Source organism: Brevibacterium sediminis (assembly GCF_024895295.1).
Classification (GTDB): Bacteria; Actinomycetota; Actinomycetes; order Actinomycetales; family Brevibacteriaceae; genus Brevibacterium; species Brevibacterium sediminis.
Window position 1 is genome coordinate 55196 of sequence record NZ_JAHQRN010000001.1, and the last position, 20209, is coordinate 75404.

The window sequence follows — 20209 nt, forward strand, 5'->3', positions numbered from 1 at the left end:
GCGGGTGGAGAGCCTCAGAACAGGCTGATCTTGATGACCGAGGCGATGCTCAGCACCGAAATGAGGCACACCGAGGTGGTGAGGAAGATGACCGCCCACGGCGACGGCCGACCGCGTTCGGCCCGAATCGAGACCGAACCTAGCCGGTAGCGTCTGACCTGCATGGCGATGGCGACGATAGCCATGCCCATGCACACGACGAAGAGCGCCACCGACCAGCCTTGGAAGACGTGGATGAAGCGCATGAAGATGAGGCTGACGACCGTCATCGTCAGACTCGTGCGCAGCCATGATTGGACGGTGCGTTCCGGCTGCAGAGCCGGATCGTCATGCGGCTGCGGTCGCGGTGAGCGGGTCGGCATCACAGTAGGCCGGCGAACACCAGGACGAGGAGACCGGCTCCCAGCGCCGAGGCGAGGCTGACGATGGGGATGATGAGCGGCAGCGGCAGCGAGGTCTTGCGACGCATCGCCGATTCGATGCGATGCCAGCGGACGGCGGCACCGGCGGCGAGGATGAAGCCGATGACCATGAGCACGATCGACAGGGTCGCCCGCAGACCGGTGCCGAAGATCTCCGAGGTGAAGGCCTCGACGGCGATTCCGCCGCCGATGAACGCCAACGCGGTGCGGATCCAGGACAGGAAGGTCCGCTCGTTGGCCAGGGTGAAGCGAGGATCGGGGTCGACTCCGTCGGGGAAGACCCGTCGGGCGATGCGGCTGCGGGAGTCCTGCGACGAATTGTTCTCACTCACCCTTCGAGGATAACCGTAGACGGCGCAGAGATGGTGTGGAAGCCTATGCTCATGAGCGACGACGAGACGATGAAGTCCTTCCTGCAGCAGTCCCTGCGCCGGGGTCGGACGAACCTGCGATGGAAGCTGTCCGGACTCGATGAGAGGTCCCTGAGGTGGCCGCGCACCCCGACCGGATTCAACCTCCTCGGCGCACTCAAACACATGGCACAGGTCGAGATCGTCTACTTCGGCGACACTTTCGGCCGAACCTGGCCGAACCGGGAAGAGGTCGTCAGCGACGCGGACATCGACCTCGATCCGCAGGCCGACTGGTGCGCGACCGAGTCCGAGACGACCGCGTATCTGCTCGACTTCTACACTCGCGTCTCAGACTTCGCCGACGAGACCATCGACTCGCTCAGCCTGGATTCGCCGGGACGGGTGCCGCATTGGCCCACGGGCCGCGACGAGACCACCTGGGACAGATCATGGTTCACGTCCTCGTCGACCTCACCCGGCATGTGGGCCAGATCGACATTGTCCGGGAAGGCATCGACGGCGCCGCCGGACTCTCCGAGGCAGCTCCGAACCTGCCGGAGGACTTCGACCACGACACGTATCTCGAACGTCTGCGAACCATCGCCGACCGTTTCTGAGGCGCGGCGGGACGGGGCCGACCGTCGCGAGGGATGGTGACCGATGACACGACAGCGCCGTTGTCACCTATCATGACTGTGGACATGCTGAGACCGCTGCGCCGCCGAAATGCGGGAGAACCCGATGGAGGATCCCCGACCGCTCGGTGAGTCTGTGCGCGGCCGAAGATGAAAGCGAAAAACTCCATGAGTGAGCAGTCGAACGGTTCCGGCCCCGGCTACGGGGGCGACGCAGAGACCGTTTCCGGAATCGAAGAGGCCTCCGGCCCGGCCAAATGGAAGGTCATCGGTCCCGGCCTCGTCGTCGCGGCCACCGGCGTCGGTGCCGCGGATATGGTGGCGACCCTGGTGGCCGGCAGCCAGTTCGGCTACGGATTGCTGTGGGCAGTGATCGTCGGCGTCATCCTCAAGATCGTCCTCGTCGAAGGAGCCGGCAGGTTCAGCCTCGCGACCGGAAAGACGATCTTCGAGGGGTGGCGATCGCTCGGCCGCTGGACTACGTGGTACTTCGGGCCGTACATCATCATCTGGGGCTTCGTCTACGGAGCCACGGCGATGAGCTCGGCGGCGCTGCCGCTGGCCGCGCTCTTCCCCGGCCTCAACCTCACAGTGTGGTCGGTGCTCATGGGCCTGGCCGGCTTCGTCATGGTGTGGTTCGGCCGCTACGGCGTGTTCGAGAAGATCACCGCCGTTCTCGTCGGGATCATGTTCATCACCGTCGTGGGGCTGGCGATCATCGCCGCGCCGAACATTCCCGATATGCTCACCGGGCTGATCCCCATCATCCCCGAGGGCGGAGTGATCTACACGCTCGCGCTCGCCGGAGGAGTCGGCGGCACCATCACCCTGGCCGCCTACGGCTACTGGCTGCGCGAGAAGGGCTGGCACACTCCGAAGTGGATGCGGGTGATGCGCATCGACAACTCGATGGCGTACGTGATGACCGGCATCTTCGTCATCGCTATGCTCATCGTCGGCGCCGAGGTCGTCCGTGCCGCGGGAGTCTCGATCTCTGCCGAGGACAAGGGACTGCTCGACCTCGCCGACGTCCTCAAAGCCCGCTACGGCGAGGTCGTGGGCATCGGCTTCCTCGTCGGATTCTGGGCCGCTTCCTTCTCCTCGATCATCGGAGTCTGGAACGGAGTGTCCCTGATGTTCGCCGACTTCTGGGGTCATATGCGCAAGAAGCCGGGCGGACATCCCGACACCCTGACCGGCGGCAAGTACTTCAAGTTCTATGTGCTGTGGCTGACGTTCCCGCCGATGCTGCTGTTCATCCTCGGCAAACCGATCGGACTCATCCTCGCCTACGGCGTCCTCGGCTCGCTGTTCATGCCGTTCCTCGCAGTCACTCTGCTCGGCCTACTCAACGGCAAGAAGATCCCCAAGGAATGGGCCAACAAGCTGCACACGAACATCGCTCTGGCGATCACAGCACTGCTGTTCATCATCCTCGGCATCCAGCAGCTCTACTCGGCGCTCGCCCCACTCTGGGGCGGCGGGGAGTAACCCGCCTGGGCGGGGCCGAGTCTGGGCATTGCCGCTAAGCTGGGAGACGCAATGGCAGAAGAGAACCCGACCCCGTCGACCACCCCAGCGAACACGAATCCAGGACGGCCGCCTCGGCGCGGGAAGAACGGACGTGGGCGTTCGCAGCAGCGACGCAGAACCACGGCAGCGCACCATCAGCAGCGCCGAGCCCGGCTCAAGGACGCCCGCGCTGCCCATCCGGTCACCGTCACCTACCCCGAGGATCTGCCGGTCACCGCGGCGAAGGACGAGATCGCCGAGGCGATCCGGGACAACCAGGTCGTCATCATCGCCGGCGAGACGGGATCGGGAAAGACCACCCAGCTGCCGAAGATCTGCCTCGACCTCGGCCTCGGGGTCGACGGACTCATCGGCCACACCCAGCCTCGGCGCATCGCCGCCCGGACCGTGGCCGAGCGCATCGCCGACGAACTCGGCGAAGAACTCGGCATCACCATCGGCTACCAGGTGCGGTTCACCGCGCAGGTCGCCGATTCCACCCGGGTGAAGGTGATGACCGACGGCATTCTGCTGTCCGAACTCTCACGCGACAAACTGCTGCGCGACTATGAAGTCATCATCATCGACGAGGCGCACGAACGCAGCCTCAACATCGACTTCCTCCTCGGCTATCTCAAGGAAGTGCTCGACCGACGTCCCGACCTCAAGGTCATCATCACTTCGGCGACGATCGACCCCGAATCATTCTCCGCTCACTTCGCCGACGCTCCGATCATCTCCGTCGAAGGCCGCACCTTCCCCGTCGAGGTCCGGTACCGGCCACTCGGGGACGATCCTGCCGATGACGACGTCGACGGACCCGGCGAATCCGGGAACTACGAAACCGGAGTCGAGGAGCAGACCGACGGAATCATCGCCGCCGTCGATGAACTCGCAGCCGAGGCACCCGGCGACATCCTCGTCTTCCTCTCCGGCGAACGGGAGATCCGCGACACCGCCGACGCCTTGAGTGACCACCTGCGCAGACGTCCGCGGATGAGCAGCTGGGAGGTCGTGCCGCTGTTCGCCCGACTCTCGGCGGGGGAGCAGCAGAAGGTCTTCCAACCCCATTCACGACCTCGCATCGTCCTGGCCACGAACGTCGCCGAGACCTCGCTGACGGTGCCCGGAATCAAATACGTCATCGACGTCGGCACCGCCCGCATCTCCCGCTACTCCAACCGCACACGGGTGCAGCGACTGCCGATCGAGCGGATCTCCCAAGCCAGTGCGAACCAGCGCAAAGGCCGCTCCGGACGCACCAGTGACGGCATCTGCATCCGCCTGTACTCGGAAGACGACTTCGACTCGCGTCCCGAATTCACCGATCCGGAGATCCTGCGCACGAACCTCGCCAGCGTCATCCTGCAGATGGCCTCACTGGGATTCGCCGCAAGCGATCAGGAGATCCTCGACTTCCCGTTCCTCACCCCGCCAGAGGCCAGGGCCGTCCGTGACGGACGGACGATGCTCACCGAACTCGGGGCGCTGACCAGCGACTCGGCAGGGAAGATCCACGTCACCGAGATCGGTCGTAAACTCACCGTGCTGCCGATCGACCCACGCCTGGCTCGGATGGTCATCGCCGGGGCGGAGGCCGGCTGCGGGGGAGAGGTCACCGTCATCGTCGCCGCGCTGTCCATCCAGGACCCCCGGGAACGTCCGGCCGAGGTCCGAGCCGCCGCCGATGAGAAGCACGCCCGATTCACCCACCGAGGCAGTGACTTCCTGTCCTACCTCAACCTCTGGAACTACCTGCAGAGTCTGCAGGCGGACATGGGATCCTCGAAGTTCCGGCGCCGCTGCAAGGACGAGTTCCTCAACTTCGTGCGCATCCGCGAATGGCAGGACCTCGTCGGTCAGCTGCGTTCTCTGCTCGGCTCGGCCGGCATTCGCATCGAGAAATCCGTCTGGCAGCCGGGCGACGATGCCGACACGGCCGGATCCGCGCTCGATAGCGAGGGCGGCAAGACGAATGCTGCCGGGTCCGGTGACGGTTCCGACCGTGGTCAAGGCGGTCGCAACGGTCGAGGTCGTGAGGGGCAGAATGCTCCTGGCGGTCAGGGCACCCGCGGCGGTCGGGGCGAAGGAAGCGCTCAGGGCGGACGGGGTGCGAACGGCAAGATCGGATTCGCCGAACTCAGCGCCGCCAAACGCAGCGCGAAGAAGCAGGGCGCGACCGGTCCGGCCGGGGACACAGGAAAGCAGGTGGCGGCTGCCAAACTCGACCCGCATGCCGCCGCCATCCACCGGTCCCTGCTCACCGGTCTGCTGACGATGATCGGCTCACGGTCGGAGCGGCACAAGGACTATCAGGGAGCTCGCGGCACCCGATTCGCGATCTTCCCCGGATCCGGACTCTTCAAGGTCAACCCCGACTTCGTCATGGCCGCCGAACTCGTCGAGACCTCCCGCCTGTGGGCCCGCACCGTCGCCGCGATCGACCCGGACTGGGTCGTCGAAGCAGCCGGTGACCTGGTCACCCGCCAACATTCGGATCCGCACTGGTCGACGAAGGCCGGCGCATCGATGGTGTACGAGAAGATCTCCCTCTACGGGGTCACTCTGGTCAGCGACCGCCGCGTCGGCTACGGCACCATCGACGCCGAGGCCGCCCGGGACGCGTTCATCCGCAAGGGTCTCATCGAAGGCGACTGGCACGAACGCTTCGGCTTCCTCGAACACAATGCGGCCGTCATCGACGAGGCCGAGGAACTGGCTTCGCGGACACGGAACCGTCGCGTGCTCGACCAGGACGATGCCCTCTACGAATTCTTCGACGAACGGATTCCGGAGGGGATCACCTCGGCGGCGGATTTCCGGGGGTGGTGGAATAAGCAGAAGCGACGGGACGCGCACCTGCTCGACCTCACCACCTCGGTGCTGCTCAGCGACGACAGTGAGGAGCTGACCGCCTCGGTGGCCTCGGATTTCCCGATGGAATGGGAACTGGCCGATGGCACGCGGGCGAAGCTGCGCTACTCCTTCGACCCCGGCAGCACCGAGGACGGGGTGACCGTGGAGATCCCCGCCGAGGCGGTGCCCGCGGTCGACGCGGACGAATTCAGCTGGCAGGTCCCCGGCCTGCGCGAAGAACTCGTCGCCGCCTATATCCGGTCATTGCCGAAGAGCAAACGCCGCTACTTCGTTCCCGCTCCCGACGTCGCCCGCGAGATTCTGTCGGCGCTCACCCCATACCAGGGAAGCCTGCCGGAGGTGCTCGCCGCGTACTTGAGTGAACGCGCCGGCGGGGGAGGGCTGAACGACCTCGTGCCGATCACGGTCACCGCCGACGATTTCGACCGATCGCGGATCCCCGCCCATCTGCGGCTGACCTTTCGGGTCGTCGATGGGAAGAAGACCGTCGGTCTCGGCGAGGATCTGTCTGCTCTGAGAACGAAAGCCACACCCCAGGTGCGCAAGGCCCGCCAGAAGCAGAGCGCGTTCACCCCGAAGACCGGCCTGACGGACTGGTCGTTCGGTGAGCTGGCCGATCCCGATCAGGCCGCAGTCGGTGTCGTTCCGGGGCTCGCGGACCGTGCGAGCTCGGTCGACCTCGTCGCCTTCGACACAGCAGCGCAGGCACGCTTGGCCACGCGAGAAGCGATCATCACTCTGCTGGGCCAGCACACGTCTGATGCGCTGAAGTACCTGCAGGACGGGCTGACCACTCAGGAGAAGCTCATCCTCGCCGGTCATCAGAAGACCGCCGACGAGCTCCTGGGCGGGCTGATTCGAGTCGGGATCCGCGGTCTCGTCGTCGACCGGTTGGGGCCGGCCGAGACGTCGTGGGTGGCCAACGCCGATGAGTTCGCGCAGCTGCGCAAGGACGTCGACGCCGAGCTGCCGCTGACCTGTTCATCGCTGCTGCCGTCGCTGATGAAGGCTCTGCAGGCGGCGACCGAGCTCGACAAACTCGTGTCGAAGGCATCCTCGTTGGCGATCCTGTCCAACCTCGCCGATGTGCAGGCGTGGCGAGCCTCCCGGACGACCGCAGCCGCCATTGCGGCGATGACTCCGCAGATGCTGCGCGAGCTGCCCCGCTGGGTGCAGGCCGAAGTGGTGCGCATCGGCGGAATGCAGGACTCGCCGATCCGTGACAAGCAGCTCATGGATCGAGTCACCGGCTGCAGCAGCGATGTGGTCAAGAAGATCGGCAATCGATTCCCGGCACTGGCGAAGGCCGAGTGGCCGCAGCTGATCGTGTCGCTGCCTGCCGAATGGGTCGAAGTCGTTGTGATGCTCGAAGAGCTGCGGGTGTCGCTGTTCGCGAATTCGCTGGGCACGGCACATCCGGTGTCGGAGAAGCGCATCGCGAAGGCTCTCGCCCAGCTCTGACCCGAGCATCCCTCACCGGCAGCGGCACAACACCTCGTTGCAGAGGGGCGTTGTGTCACGAGGAGTGACCGACGCGCGAGTACCTGTAGGAGAAGTCGCCAGCGGGAGGTGTTGCCGCCAAACGTAGGAATTGCGAGGACCTGTGTGGGTCAGCGGCCGTCTCGGCAGCGGGTGAGGGTCAGACGTCGGCGAAGAAGCCGCTGCAGAGCCACCACAACGGCAGAGCTCCGGCGGCAAGAAGGGTGGCGACACTCCACCAGATGCGCCACTTCCACGTGCGACGGCGAGTGCCGATGAAGAGGAACGCGAGATAGAAGATGAGGCAGAAGGCCCCCGACAGGCTGAGCAGCACCATCCCGGCCGCCTCGGTGCCGGAGGTGCCGAGATCGAAGAGGTACTTCGTCGTCTGCGCTATCTGCCAGGAGAACCAGATCGCCGCGCACAGCAGCGGTACTCCCAGGACTCCCGCGACGATGAGCGGCAAGGCTTTGAGCCAGCGTTCCTTCGGCTCCGAACGGCCGGCGTATTCGACGAATTCCTCAGACATCGCACCCCAGCATATGGGCCGATTCCGACAGGACGCTGGATGCAACGCCCACGGGCCTCCTCGCGCATACGGTTCCGGCCGCCGGACGCCCGGCACAAGCCGGCCCCACACTGTGACTGAGCGGACACGCCGGATGGGCGCGAAGAACGATAGGATATTGCGGTGACTTCTGGCCAGTATTCCGTCAAGGACATCCGACACGAGGCGTCCCGCCGCCGCACGTTCGCTGTCATCTCCCACCCCGACGCGGGCAAATCGACGACCACCGAGGCGCTCGCCCTCCACGCCCGCGCCATCGGCCAGGCCGGAGCCACCCACGGCAAGGCCGGTCGCCGCGCCACCGTCTCCGACTGGATGCAGATGGAGCAGGATCGCGGAATCTCGATCTCTTCCGCTGCTCTGCAGTTCGAGTACCGCGACGCCGTGTTCAACCTCGTCGACACCCCGGGCCACGCTGACTTCTCCGAGGACACGTACCGTGTGCTCTCCGCCGTCGACTGCGCCGTCATGCTCATCGATGCCGCCAAAGGCCTCGAGGCGCAGACGATGAAGCTCTTCGAAGTCTGTGCCCATCGCAACATCCCGATCATCACGGTCGTCAACAAATGGGACCGTCCCGGCCTCGACGCGCTCGAACTCATGGACGAGGTTCAGCAGCGCACCGGCCTCCTGCCCACCCCGATCACCTGGCCAGTCGGGCAGTCCGGAGACTTCCGCGGAGTCCTCGACCGCATCAGCGGAGAGTACACGAAATACACCCGCACCGACGGAGGCGCCACGATCGCCGGTGAGGACACCTACACGTCCGAGGCGGCCGCCGACCTCGAAGGCGATGCGTGGACGACCGCTGTCGATGAGTCCGATCTGCTGGAGATGGAAGATCAGAACCACGACCAGGAGACCTTCCTCGCCGGCAAGTCGACCCCGGTGATGTTCGCCTCGGCCGTGCTCAACTTCGGCATCCACAAACTCCTCGACCTCCTCGTCGACCTCGCCCCGCCCGCCGAGGCCCGCCTGGACAAGGACGACCAGCCCCGCCCCGTCGACGATCCCTTCTCCGGATTCGTCTTCAAGGTGCAGGCCGGAATGGACTCCCACCATCGCGACCGACTCGCCTACATCCGAGTCTGTTCGGGAGTCTTCGAACGCGGAACCGTGCTTACCCATGCCAGCACCGGCAAACCCTTCGCCACGAAATACGCTCAGCAGGTCTTCGGCCGCGACCGCGATGTCGTCGACGAAGCGTTCCCGGGAGATGTCGTCGGATTGGTCAACGCCTCTGCCCTGCGCGTCGGTGACTCCCTCTACCTCGACAAGAAGGTCGAGTTCCCCGGCATCCCGACGTTCTCACCCGAACACTTCATGGTCATCCGCGCCAAGGACTCCTCGAAGTACAAACAGTTCCGACGCGGCATCGAACAGCTCGACCACGAAGGCGTCATCCAGGTGCTGCGCTCGGACCTGCGCGGCGATCAGGCACCCGTGCTCGGCGCCGTCGGCCCCATGCAGTTCGAAGTCGCCGAAGACCGGATGACCAACGAATTCAACGCTCCCTGCACCCTGGAGCGTCTCAACTTCTCCCTCGCTCGACGCACCACTCCCGAATGCGTGCCGACTCTGGCACGGGAACGCTCGGTCGAGGTCCTCCACCGTTCCGACGGAGAGCTGCTGGCGCTGTTCTCCGACCGGTGGCGGCTGCAGGGCGTGCAGAAGAACCACCCCGACCTGGTGCTCGAACCTCTGGTCGTCAGCTGAGACGACCACTGCCGCGTTCGAAGGCCGGTGTCCGGCATTTTGACGCGGAGATTATTATGGATAGCTGGGGCCGAAGCGAAGCCCTGCAGGGCCAACCGCCCGCGTGGGACATTCCCGCCGCTCGGTGAAACCCAAACAGACAAAGGAGAATTGTGGGAACGAAATCGATTCGAGTCGCGATTGCCGGACTGGGCAACTGCGCCTCGTCCCTGATCCAAGGCGTGGAGTACTACCGGAACGCGTCGCCCGGGACGAAGGTTCCCGGCCTTATGCACGTGGAGTTCGGGGACTATCACGTCGGTGACATCGATTTCGTTGCCGCCTTCGACGTCGACGGCAAGAAGGTCGGCGTCGACATCGCCGAGGCGATCACTGCCAGCGAGAACAACACCATCAAGCTCGCCGATGTGGAGCCGACCGGCATCGAGGTCCTGCGCGGACCCACCCTCGACGGACTCGGCGAGTACTACCGCGACACGATCGTCGAATCCGATCGCGAGGCCGTCGACGTGGTCAAGGCCCTCAAGGACGCCGAGGCGGATGTGCTCGTGTGCTATCTGCCCGTCGGTTCGCAGAAGGCCGTCGAGTTCTATGCTCAGGCTGCGATCGACGCGAAGGTCGCCTTCGTCAACGCCCTGCCCGTGTTCATCGCCGGCACCAAGGAATGGGACGAGAAGTTCCGTGCCGCCGGTGTCCCGATCGTCGGCGACGACATCAAGTCCCAGATCGGTGCGACCATCACCCACCGTGTGATGGCGAAGCTGTTCGAAGACCGCGGCGTCGTCCTCGACCGGACCTACCAGCTCAACGTCGGCGGCAACATGGACTTCAAGAACATGCTCGAGCGTCAGCGCCTCGAGTCGAAGAAGATCTCGAAGACTCAGGCCGTGACCTCGAACACCTCCGCCCAGCTGTCCGACCGCGACGTCCACATCGGACCCAGCGACTACGTCGAATGGCTCGACGACCGCAAGTGGGCCTTCGTCCGCCTCGAAGGCCGCAACTTCGGCGACGCTCCCGTATCCCTGGAGTACAAGCTCGAGGTGTGGGACTCGCCGAACTCCGCCGGCGTCATCATCGACGCGGTGCGTGCGGCGAAGATCGGCCTCGACCGCGGAATCGGCGGAGCCCTCATCTCCGCCTCCTCGTACTTCATGAAGTCGCCCCCGGAGCAGCAGGACGACGACGCCGCCCACGAAGCCGTCGAAGCGTTCATCCGCGGCGACCTCGAACGCTGATATCGCCGAGGCGGCCCACCCTGTTCTGAGGTGCTGAGTCGCCTGCCGGTCGAGAGGGCGCCGATCGCAGATACCTGCGGTCGGCGCCCCGGTCTATTCATCGACGTCGATGTGAACGGAACCGCACGACCGCCTCGGCGAGGTGCGGAGCGAATGTGCATCCGGTATTTGAGATTCCCGTGACACAACGCCGATTGTCCATGAGACTTGCACCTTGAGGTGATCGCTCTCACATGAGCTGCACCTGGCTCAACGCATTCGACTGCGCCGCCCTGACCGAGGAGAACCGATGTCGAGCACCACACCTGCGACCGCAGAGACGAGGAAAGACAGCTCCGAGCTGAGCTGGCTGATGCGGGTCCTCGTCATCATCGAGAAGGCCGGCAACAAGCTGCCTCACCCGTTCTGGCTGTTCCTCTCGCTGGCAGTCATCGTCATGATCCTCTCGGCGATCTTCGCGTCCACCGGGCTCAACGCCGTCAACCCGGCAACGGACGAGAAGGTGACGGTGACGAATCTCTTCTCCACCGAGTCGCTGCGTGAGATCGTCGCGGGAGCCACGAACAACTTCGTCACCTTCCCGCCTTTGGGACTCGTCCTCATCGTGCTCATCGGCGTAGCCGTGGCCGAGCAGTCCGGACTCATCCCGGCGATGCTGCGCGGAACCATCGCCGGAGCCTCGCCGAAGTGGATCACGTTCATCGTGGCCCTGGCCGGAACCGCCTCATCGATCGCCTCGGACGCGTCCTACATGATCATGATTCCTCTTGGCGGACTCGCGTTCAAAGCCGTCGGCCGCAATCCGCTGCTCGGCTGCCTCGTCGCCTATGCCGCGACCTCGGGAGGCTATTCGGCGGCTCCGATGGTCAACTCGCTCGACACGATCCTCGGCGGCCTGTCCACCTCGGCCGCCCAGATCATCGACGCCGACTACTCCGTCAGCCCGGTCGCGAACTTCTACTTCAACTTCATCTCCATGTTCGTCGTCGCTGCCGCGGTGACCCTGGTGACCGAGCTGGTTCTGTCCAAGCGAGCCGACCAGATCGAACTCGACGAGGAGACCGACGACGATCCTGACAACTTCGACGTCAAGATGGCCCTCGACGCCAACGAGAAGCGCGGAATCATCATCGCCGTTGTCGCCATCGTCATCTGCGCGGCGGTGCTGTTCGCCCTCGCCTGGCCCGCCGGGTCATTCCTCCGCGATGAAGCCGGAGGCTTCGGTCCCGATTCGGGTCTGATGGCCGGAATCGCCGCGATCATCGGCTTCGGCTTCTTCATCGTCGGCATCGTCTACGGCTACGCCACCGGATCGATCAAGCACACCGCCGATATCCCGGAGATGATGGGCAAGGGGCTGCTGCCGTTCGTACCGGTCATCGTCCTGTTCTTCGCCGCCAGCCAGTTCCTCGCGCTGTTCAAGATGTCCAACCTCGGCGAGATCATGGCGATCAAGGGTGCCGAGGTCTTCGGGGCGCTCAACACCGGACCGTTCGTCATCCTCCTCGGTGGATGGCTGCTCGTCGCAGTGGGTGCACTGTTCCTCACCTCCGGCTCGGGACTGTGGACGCTCATGGCACCGGTGCTCGTCCCGATGTTCATGCTGCTGTCGATCTCCCCGGAGACCACCCAGGCTCTCTACCGCATCGGTGACTCGACGACGAACATCATCTCCCCGATGAGCCCGTACTTCGTCGTCGTCCTCGGCTTCATCCAGCGATACAAGAAGGACGCCGGCATCGGCACGGTGCTCTCCTTCACGATCCCGCTGTCCTTCGCTATGTTCATCCTCTGGGGACTGCTGTTCTTCATCTGGTGGGCCACCGGAATTCCGTGGGGACCGGGCGCGGCCACTCACTATCAGATGGGCTGAGTCGGTCACCCGATGGGCCGATCCGGGAATTCTCGCGCACGATCGGGTGTTGTCCACCACAGCATCACGATCGTGCAACGTCGGACGCTGCAGGCGGGAATCCTCAGTTCCCGTCCAGACCGTCCGGTTAGACTGTGACCGTGAACGATCATCTGTGCGGCCTCCCGGCTGCGCATATTCTACTCAGATCGAAAGGATCTCGACCGTGAGTAACCCCATGATGAACCGGGCGATCAACCAGGGCGCCCAGGCCGGACGCAACCAGCCGGTCATGTCCGATCAGGAGCTCAACAACCTCTTCAACCAGCCTGCCGCGGAGAACCGCAATGCCGGGCCCCAGGTCGCCGACCGTGCGATGACCTATGACGATGTGATGATGAAGACCGGTGTGCTCTTCGCCATCCTCCTCGCCGGTGCCGTCGTCGGCTGGTTCGTGCCTGTCCTCGCCCTCCCGGCGATGCTCATCGGCCTCGTCCTCGGCCTCGTCAACGCCTTCAAGAAGGAACCGAACAAGGCCCTGATCATCAGCTATGCCGTGTTCGAGGGTGTGTTCCTCGGCGGCATCTCCGCGATCTTCGAGTCCTTGTACTCCGGCATCGTCGTCCAGGCCGTGCTCGCCACTCTCAGCGTCTTCGCGATCATGCTCGCCCTCTTCAAGTTCAAGGGCGTGCGCTACGGCTCGAAGATGATGAAGTTCATGGTGATCGCCGTCGGCGGCTACGCGATCTTCTCGATCGTCAACCTCGTCTTCGGGTTGGCCTTCGGAACCGGAGGGGTCCGCAGCATGGAGATCTTCGGCATCCCTCTGGGCATCGTCATCGGTCTTGTGGCCACCGTGCTCGCCGCGATGACCTTGATCATGGACTTCCAGATGATCGAAGAGGGCGTCAAGCACAAGATCCCGGAGAAGTACTCCTGGATGTGCGCGTTCTCCCTCATGGTCACCCTCATCTGGCTCTACATTGAGATTCTGCGCCTGATCTCCTACTTCAGAGACTGAGAGACGTGCTCGCCCCACGCAAGTGGGTCGCGGCCGAACGCTGAACGAAGGGCGGATCCCCGAGAAGGGGATCCGCCCTTCGTCGTGCTTTGCGAGCTGCCCATTGCTTGTGATCACTTTTCTGCCTATCGTCAGAGATACCGACGAGAAGCGTCGGCGGACCGTCTTCATCGATGAAGCGCGGACCAGAGACCTCATGGCCTGAGAGGACGATTCGATGACGAATCCGATGCGCGGTGTGTTCGCCGTTCCGACGACCCCCTACTCCGACGACGGAGACCAGAACCTCGACGCCCTGGGCAGTCGCGTCGAGGAGGTGCTCGCCTCAGGAGTGACCGGGCTTCTCGGCCTCGGCGCCACGGGGGAGGCGCTGGCACTCAGCGCCGCTGAGCGGGAAGCACAGATCAAGACCATCGTCTCCGCCGTCGACGGTCGGGCGCACGTGGTCATCGGCTGTATGGCCTACACCCCGGCAGAGATGTCGGCCCAGATCTCGGATGCCGCCAGCTGGGGCGCCGACGCCGTCATGGTCACCCCTCCCTTCTACGGCGGACTCGAACCAGACGCCGTCATCGCCGCCTTGCACCCGGTGCTGACCGCGTCCGAACTGCCGGTCATGGTCTACAACAATCCCCACTCCACCGGCACCGACCTGCTCCCGGACCACCTCGCCGCGCTCCAGCAAACCGGCCGACTCTGGAGCGTCAAAGAGACCTCCGGCGAAGCCACAAGGATCCGGGAGCTGCGCGACCGCCTCGGCGAGGACACCGAGATCTTTGTCGGGGCCGACGGAATCGCCCTCGTGGGCTTCGCCCAGGGCGCCAGCGGCTGGGTGGCAGCCTCGGCGTGGCTGCTGCCCGAGCACTGCCAGAGACTGTGGGAGCTCGCCGACAGAGGTGACTGGGCCGGGGCCGTCGACCTGTGGAGAAGCCTCGGGCATGCCCTCGGACTCATCGAGGGCGACTCCGCCTTCATCTCACTCATCAAACAGGCGCTCGGCCGAACCGGCCGCGAACAGGGACCGGTGCGTCCACCCCTGCCGACAGCCAGCCCTGACTCATTGGCGTCGCTGCTCGACGCGATCGCCGAACTGGAGAGGAAACACGCAGCATGAGCACCACGACTTCAGCAGACAACACCCTCATGGACCGCGGTCGAACCGCGCTTCGGGCCATCATCGACGGCAATTTCGGACAGTGGATCGGCGGCCGCGCCGTCACCGGCACCGGCGACGAGATCGGTCTCATCTCACCGAGCGACGGAACAGTGATCGGAAGCCTGTCCGCGGCCAGCGTTCAGCAGCTCGATGACACCGTCGCCACAGCGCGCACCGCCTTCAACGAGGCCGACTGGGCAGGAGACGCGAAGCTGCGGGCGCGGGTGCTGCGTCGCCTCGCCGACCTCGTCGAAGCCGATGCCGCAGAGATCGCCTACCTCGACGGCATCGAAGCCGGAAAGGTCGCCCTCGGCAGCGTCGAGGAAGACGTCCCCGATGTCGCCGCGAACCTCAGACTGAGCGCCGACCTCATCTCGCGCGACGACGGACGCTACCTGCAGAATCCTGACGGTTGGGGCTGGGTGACGAAGGTGCCCAGCGGGGTCGTCGGAGCGATCCTGCCGTGGAACTATCCCGTGGCCATGCTCGGCTGGAAGATCGCCCCGGCGCTGGCCGCCGGCAACGCGATGGTCGTCAAGACCTCTGAGGATTCGACGCTCAGCGCCCTCCACCTCGCCAGGCTCGCCACCGAGGCAGGGGTGCCCGACGGCATTCTCAACGTCCTCACCGGCACCGGCTCAGCGATCGGCGCCGCGATGGGTCTGCACAACGACATCGACGTGCTCACCTTCACCGGTTCGGGACCCGTCGGCAGGTCCTTCCTCGAGTCCTCGGCCCGTTCGAACCTCAAGAAGGTGTCCCTCGAACTCGGCGGACGGGCCGGTTATATCGTCGACTCCGCACACGCCACGGATTTCGAGGCGATCGCCGCCGACATCGCCGGTGCGTCCTTCGGCACCAGCGGCCAGAACTGCACCGCCGCCTCTCGGGTGATCTACGTCGGCGACGATGACGAGAGGTTCGCCGAGTTCCGCACCGCACTCATCACCGCGACCGAGGCACTCACCGTCGGCGATCCGTTCGACGCCGATACGGACGTCGGCCCGGTGATCAATGCTCGCGCCCGCGATCGCATCACCGCCTGGGTCGACGAAGCCGTGGAGAAGGGAGCGCGGATCCTCAACACCCGTGCCGACGTCCCCGACATCGGCACCTGGTATCCGCCGACCGTCATCGAAGGCGTGCCCGATGCCAGCGAACTCGGCCGTGGGGAGATCTTCGGCCCCGTGACCCAGCTGCTGCGACGCACCAATCGCGACGACGCTGTGGACCTCATCAACGGCGAACCCTATGGGCTGGCGTCGAGCGTGTGGTGCGAGGATATCGCCCAAGTGCGGTGGTGGGCGAGCCGGATCCGCGTGGGCACCCTCGCGATCAACGGCTACAGCGAAGGCAGCGAAGCCACGCCGTTCGGCGGACTGCGACAGTCCGGATTCTGGGGCCGCGACAACGGCCCGGAAGCCCTGGACACCTATCAGGAAACCATGACCGTCTGGGTGGCCGACACCTGATCATCGTCTGGGGTTCCGCCGCTGTTCCCATCGACGAGGACTATCATGAGTCCATGACCACGGCAGCGGCGGAACTCGAGACCGAGGTGCGCCGCCTGCGCATCCGGATCATCTCCCTGACCACTGCCCAACTCGACGAGGCGGCCCCACCGGCACCGAGCAGACGTGCTGTCATCCGTGAGGCCCTGGCCGAGTTCTCATGGATCGGATCCGATGCCCGGCCGGTCCCCGAACTCGGCGATCAGAACCTCGCGGACCAGGTCGTCGTGCTCCTCGAACACGGACTGCGTTCGGCTCGGACACTGCCCGAACCCGATCGCGAGAACCGCATCAGCGCCCTCACCGAGGCGGCCGTGCGCCTGCGTCGAAACCTGGCCTGAACATGAGGGAGAGGGAGGGCCTGGTGGGGAGCACTCAGCGCACGTGGCCGTCCGTACTCGCCGGGGTCGTCGCGACGCTCATCTATTTCGGCACGGCCGAACTCATCGCCCGCAGCCTGGACGTGGCGTCGGCTCCTGCTCTGCTCATCGGCCAGGCACTCATCCCGCTGATGCCGACCGTGCTCATCAAGTCCGCGATCGCGGTCTTCGGCACTCACGACAAACTCGCCCTCGTCATCACCATCGTGGCAGGCGGTGCCGGGTGCGGTGCGATCATCGGGTGGATCGGCGCTCGCCGTCGCGCTCTGGCGCTCGTCCTGCTCATCGGTTTCGGCCTGCTGCCTGCCGTCGTCGGCTTCAGCTCCGGTGCCGGGCTTGTGGCCACCCTGCCGAGTCTCGGCGGAATCGCCGCCGGGGCCGCAGCCTTCCTCGTCCTCCTCCACCTCGCGACTGTCCCGGCTCGCACCGGTGGAGGCACTGAGGCTCGCTCCGACACCGAGGAAGCCGGAGCCGACACGCAGCATCGAACTCCGGCCAGGCCGGGTCGACGGGCCTTCTTCGGGCTGGCCGCGGGACTGAGCGCGGTCGGCATCGCCGCCATCGCGGCCGGGCAGTCCGCGGCCACACTGACCCGCAGTGCGGCAGGCACGGTGACGAAGCTCGTCCTCCCACAACCGGCCGCCTCGGCGCCGGAGATTCCCACCGGAGCGGAACTCGACGTTCCCGGACTGACCCCGCTGGTCACCGAGACCCAGGATTTCTACCGCATCGACACAGCGCTCTTCCCGCCGTCGATCGACGCGGGAACATGGATGCTGCGCGTCCACGGCATGGTCGAGCACGAGTACACGATCACGATGGCCGAACTCCTCGACCTCCCGCTCCAGGAGCACTATGTGACCCTGGCCTGCGTCTCGAACGAGGTCGGCGGCGACCTGGTGGGCAATGCGAAATGGCTGGGCTATCCGATCCGGGACCTGCTGGCACGAGCGAAACCGCACTCCGGCGCGGACATGGTGCTCTCGGGCTCCGATGACGGATTCACCGCCTCCACCCCACTCGAAGTGCTCACCGACGATCGCGCGGCCCTGCTGGCCGTAGCCATGAACGGTCATGCTCTGCCACGCGACCACGGATACCCGGCACGCCTGGTCGTCCCCGGACTCTACGGCTACGTCTCGGCAACGAAATGGGTGACCGATCTCGAAATCACCCGGTTCGCGGACAAAGAGGCCTATTGGACGACGCGCGGCTGGGCCACGCACGGACCCGTGCTGGTGGCCTCGCGCATCGACGTGCCCCGCCCCGGTGCCACTGTCACGCCCAAGAGCGGCGACCGGGTCGTCACCGCAGGCATGGCCTGGGCGCAGCACACCGGCATCGAGAAGGTGCAGGTGCGCATCGACAACGGCGACTGGGCGGAAGCGGAACTCAGCGAAGAACTCACCGCCGACACCTGGCGCCAGTGGCGATGCGAGCACACGGGACTGAGCACCGGCACGCACACGGTCAGCGTGCGCGCGGTCGACCAGGACGGAAACGTGCAGACCTCGGAACGCCGGCCCGCCATTCCGGGTGCCGCGACGGGACTCCACGAGCGCCAGTTCACCGTTGAGTGAGCCCGCGCTGCGGAACGGACATGCGCATCGAACCGACAGGTCGGTCAGACAGTCGTGCCCCGCGTTCCCACCATGCGAACTCGGCGCTGCAGACTCAGGCTTCTCGCGATAACTTGTAATCTCACTCACATCATCTGTATTCCCGCATCACAACGAGGTGGTCAACGTGTTCGGTCTTCCGACGGCGACGGTCGTCATCATCGTCGGCATCCCCGCGATCTGGGTGATCTACACCCTCGTCTTCGTCTTCCTCTCCCGAGGTTGGAAGGCCGAGGACATGGCTGAGGATCAGGCCCTGGCGAGAACCGCGAACGGAGCCGACGGACGAGACGGCGGGGCCGCCTCGGCGAAAGGAAACGGGGGAGCGGCATGAACATCGAAACCTGGTTCCTCGTCATCTACTTCGTCGCCATGGCCGGGATCGGCGTGTGGACGCTCAAGATCGGGTCGAAGGGCAGCGAGGGATATCTGCTCGGCGGTCGCAGCCTGGGCGCTGCGGTCACGGCTCTGCGCCTGCAGTCGTCGTCGATGTCGGGGTACATGTTCCTCGGTGCGGGATCGCTGGCGTATACGAAGGGCTACTTCTCTCTGTGGTACGCGATGGGCGACATCGGCGGCGGTGTCCTCAACCTCTCGATCCTGGGCCGGCGGATGCGCAAGCTCTCCCAGATCCTCGGGTCACTCACCTCGATCGAATACCTCGAACATCGGTATCCGTCGAAGTGGATCCGCGCGATCGCCGCGCCGGTCGCCCTGTTCTGCATCTTCTTCTATGTGATGAGTCAGTTCATCGCCGGCGGGCGCGGACTCGAGATGGTCACCGGCATTCCATATGCCTGGGCGCTGCTCATCGCCGTCGGCGTAATCGTCTTCTACACCTTCCTCGGCGGCTACCTCGCCGTGGCCTACACCGACTTCGTGCAGGCGATCATCATGCTCATCGGCATGGTGTGGATCCTCATCGGATGTCTGCAGGCCGTGGGCGGGTGGACAGCCGGCAACGAGGCGGTCGGACAGATCAATCCGAACCTGCTGACCATGTGGGGACCGGACGGGATCGAATCCGTCCAATGGGGAGTCATCGTCGGCGCCGTCCTCGTCTTCTCCATCGGCTATATGGGCTGGCCGCATGTCAACGTCAGCCATATGGCGATGAAGCGGCCCTCGGTGGCCAGGCGCGCCAGCCTCTACGCCACCGGCTTCAACCTGCTGTTCATCCCCGCTCCCTACATCGTCGGCATCATGGCGCTCATCCTGCTGCCGACTCTGGACAATCCGGAGCTCGCGGTCTTCGAAGTCGCAGACACTGTGCTGCCGAACTTCGCCGTGGGCATCGTCATGGCCGGAATCATGGCTGCGATCATGTCCACAGCCGACGCTCTGCTGCTGCAGTCGGGCACGATCGCCAGCCAGGATCTGTTCCAACGCTTCTTCAAGAAGGACATGTCCGACCAGCAGTCCGTCTGGGTCTCCCGGTTCACCGTTCTTGTGCTGGCGATCATCGGTTACTTCGTCGCCGTGAACGATCCGCCGGCCGTCGCCGAGGTGGTCATCTTCTCGACCACGGTGCTCGGTGCCGCGTTCGTCCCCGTCTACATCGCCGCCGCCTGGTGGAAGAAGGCGAACGTGCCCGGAGCGATCTGGTCGATGATCGCCGGCACCGTGTCGTCCGTCGTCTGGCAGCTGACGGGACTCGTCGACGTCACAGGAGTCGACCCGATGGGAGTCGGTATCGTGTGCTCGACCCTGGCCCTCATCCTCGTCTCCCTGGCCACTCAACGTTCGCATCCGGTGCCTGCCCACGTCCTCGAGGCGATGAAGGAGACCGACAAGATCGGCGCGATCCCAGCACACATGCTCACCGGTCAGAACGATTCCCTGGCCGGTCAGGTTCCGAAGGACGTCTGAG

16 protein-coding genes are annotated in these 20209 nt (G+C 65.1%); 13 read left to right on the forward strand and 3 right to left on the reverse strand.

Features of this window, described 5'->3' with window-relative positions; all coding sequences use genetic code 11:
- Positions 1-14: 14 nt before the first annotated feature.
- Together KTJ89_RS00270 and KTJ89_RS00275 are read right to left on the reverse strand one after the other, a co-directional pair.
- A complete protein-coding gene (locus KTJ89_RS00270; protein WP_101545131.1) occupies positions 15-362 on the reverse strand; it encodes a DUF202 domain-containing protein in 348 nt (115 codons plus the stop codon).
- Positions 362-754, reverse strand: coding sequence for a YidH family protein (locus tag KTJ89_RS00275; protein WP_139469651.1), 393 nt, complete (start codon positions 752-754; stop codon positions 362-364). The genes KTJ89_RS00270 and KTJ89_RS00275 overlap by 1 nt, the downstream gene beginning before the upstream one ends.
- 51 nt (positions 755-805) lie before the next feature.
- Between KTJ89_RS00275 and KTJ89_RS00280 the strand changes: the two genes are divergently transcribed.
- From KTJ89_RS00280 to hrpA, 3 genes are all read left to right on the forward strand, one after another.
- Entirely contained in the window at positions 806-1432 is a 627-nt protein-coding gene (locus tag KTJ89_RS00280; RefSeq protein WP_310650265.1) for a mycothiol transferase, read from the forward strand.
- A gap of 146 nt (positions 1433-1578) precedes the next feature.
- A complete protein-coding gene (locus KTJ89_RS00285; protein WP_218973669.1) occupies positions 1579-2901 on the forward strand; it encodes an Nramp family divalent metal transporter in 1323 nt (440 codons plus the stop codon).
- Positions 2902-2952: 51 nt separating this feature from the next.
- Positions 2953-7260: an ATP-dependent RNA helicase HrpA gene (gene hrpA / locus KTJ89_RS00290; protein ID WP_259356556.1), complete on the forward strand. Its 4308-nt coding sequence runs from the start codon at positions 2953-2955 to the stop codon at positions 7258-7260.
- 178 nt (positions 7261-7438) lie between these two features.
- Here the strand turns inward: hrpA and KTJ89_RS00295 are convergent, their stop codons facing one another.
- Entirely contained in the window at positions 7439-7807 is a 369-nt protein-coding gene (locus tag KTJ89_RS00295) for a hypothetical protein (protein WP_139907390.1), read from the reverse strand.
- A gap of 162 nt (positions 7808-7969) precedes the next feature.
- On the opposite strand from KTJ89_RS00295, the gene KTJ89_RS00300 reads away from it, so the two are divergent.
- From KTJ89_RS00300 to KTJ89_RS00345, 10 genes are all read left to right on the forward strand, one after another.
- Positions 7970-9562: a peptide chain release factor 3 gene (locus KTJ89_RS00300; RefSeq protein ID WP_101545124.1), complete on the forward strand. Its 1593-nt coding sequence runs from the start codon at positions 7970-7972 to the stop codon at positions 9560-9562.
- Positions 9563-9714: 152 nt separating this feature from the next.
- Positions 9715-10800, forward strand: a complete 1086-nt coding sequence (locus tag KTJ89_RS00305) for an inositol-3-phosphate synthase (RefSeq protein ID WP_101545123.1) — start codon at positions 9715-9717, stop codon at positions 10798-10800.
- Between the two features lie 289 nt (positions 10801-11089).
- Positions 11090-12673, forward strand: a complete 1584-nt coding sequence (locus tag KTJ89_RS00310; RefSeq protein ID WP_259356557.1) for an AbgT family transporter — start codon at positions 11090-11092, stop codon at positions 12671-12673.
- A gap of 217 nt (positions 12674-12890) precedes the next feature.
- A complete protein-coding gene (locus KTJ89_RS00315; RefSeq protein WP_259356861.1) occupies positions 12891-13673 on the forward strand; it encodes a Bax inhibitor-1/YccA family protein in 783 nt (260 codons plus the stop codon).
- A 217-nt stretch (positions 13674-13890) separates the two neighbouring features.
- Positions 13891-14787, forward strand: a complete 897-nt coding sequence (locus KTJ89_RS00320; protein WP_259356558.1) for a dihydrodipicolinate synthase family protein — start codon at positions 13891-13893, stop codon at positions 14785-14787.
- Positions 14784-16301 (forward strand): aldehyde dehydrogenase family protein, encoded by a 1518-nt coding sequence (locus KTJ89_RS00325; protein ID WP_259356559.1) that lies wholly within the window; start codon positions 14784-14786, stop codon positions 16299-16301. Before KTJ89_RS00320 ends, KTJ89_RS00325 begins: the two co-directional genes overlap by 4 nt.
- 53 nt (positions 16302-16354) lie before the next feature.
- Complete coding sequence (locus tag KTJ89_RS00330) at positions 16355-16681, forward strand: hypothetical protein (protein ID WP_172168675.1); 327 nt, start codon at positions 16355-16357, stop codon at positions 16679-16681.
- 23 nt (positions 16682-16704) lie between these two features.
- On the forward strand, positions 16705-18300 hold the full coding sequence (locus tag KTJ89_RS00335; protein WP_259356560.1) for a molybdopterin-dependent oxidoreductase: 1596 nt from the start codon (positions 16705-16707) through the stop codon (positions 18298-18300).
- A 166-nt stretch (positions 18301-18466) separates the two neighbouring features.
- Complete coding sequence (locus KTJ89_RS00340; protein ID WP_139469641.1) at positions 18467-18673, forward strand: hypothetical protein; 207 nt, start codon at positions 18467-18469, stop codon at positions 18671-18673.
- The gene (locus KTJ89_RS00345; RefSeq protein WP_139907398.1) at positions 18670-20208 is read left to right on the forward strand and encodes a sodium/proline symporter; all 1539 of its coding nucleotides are present in this window, start codon (positions 18670-18672) and stop codon (positions 20206-20208) included. The genes KTJ89_RS00340 and KTJ89_RS00345 overlap by 4 nt, the downstream gene beginning before the upstream one ends.
- Position 20209 lies beyond the last annotated feature (1 nt).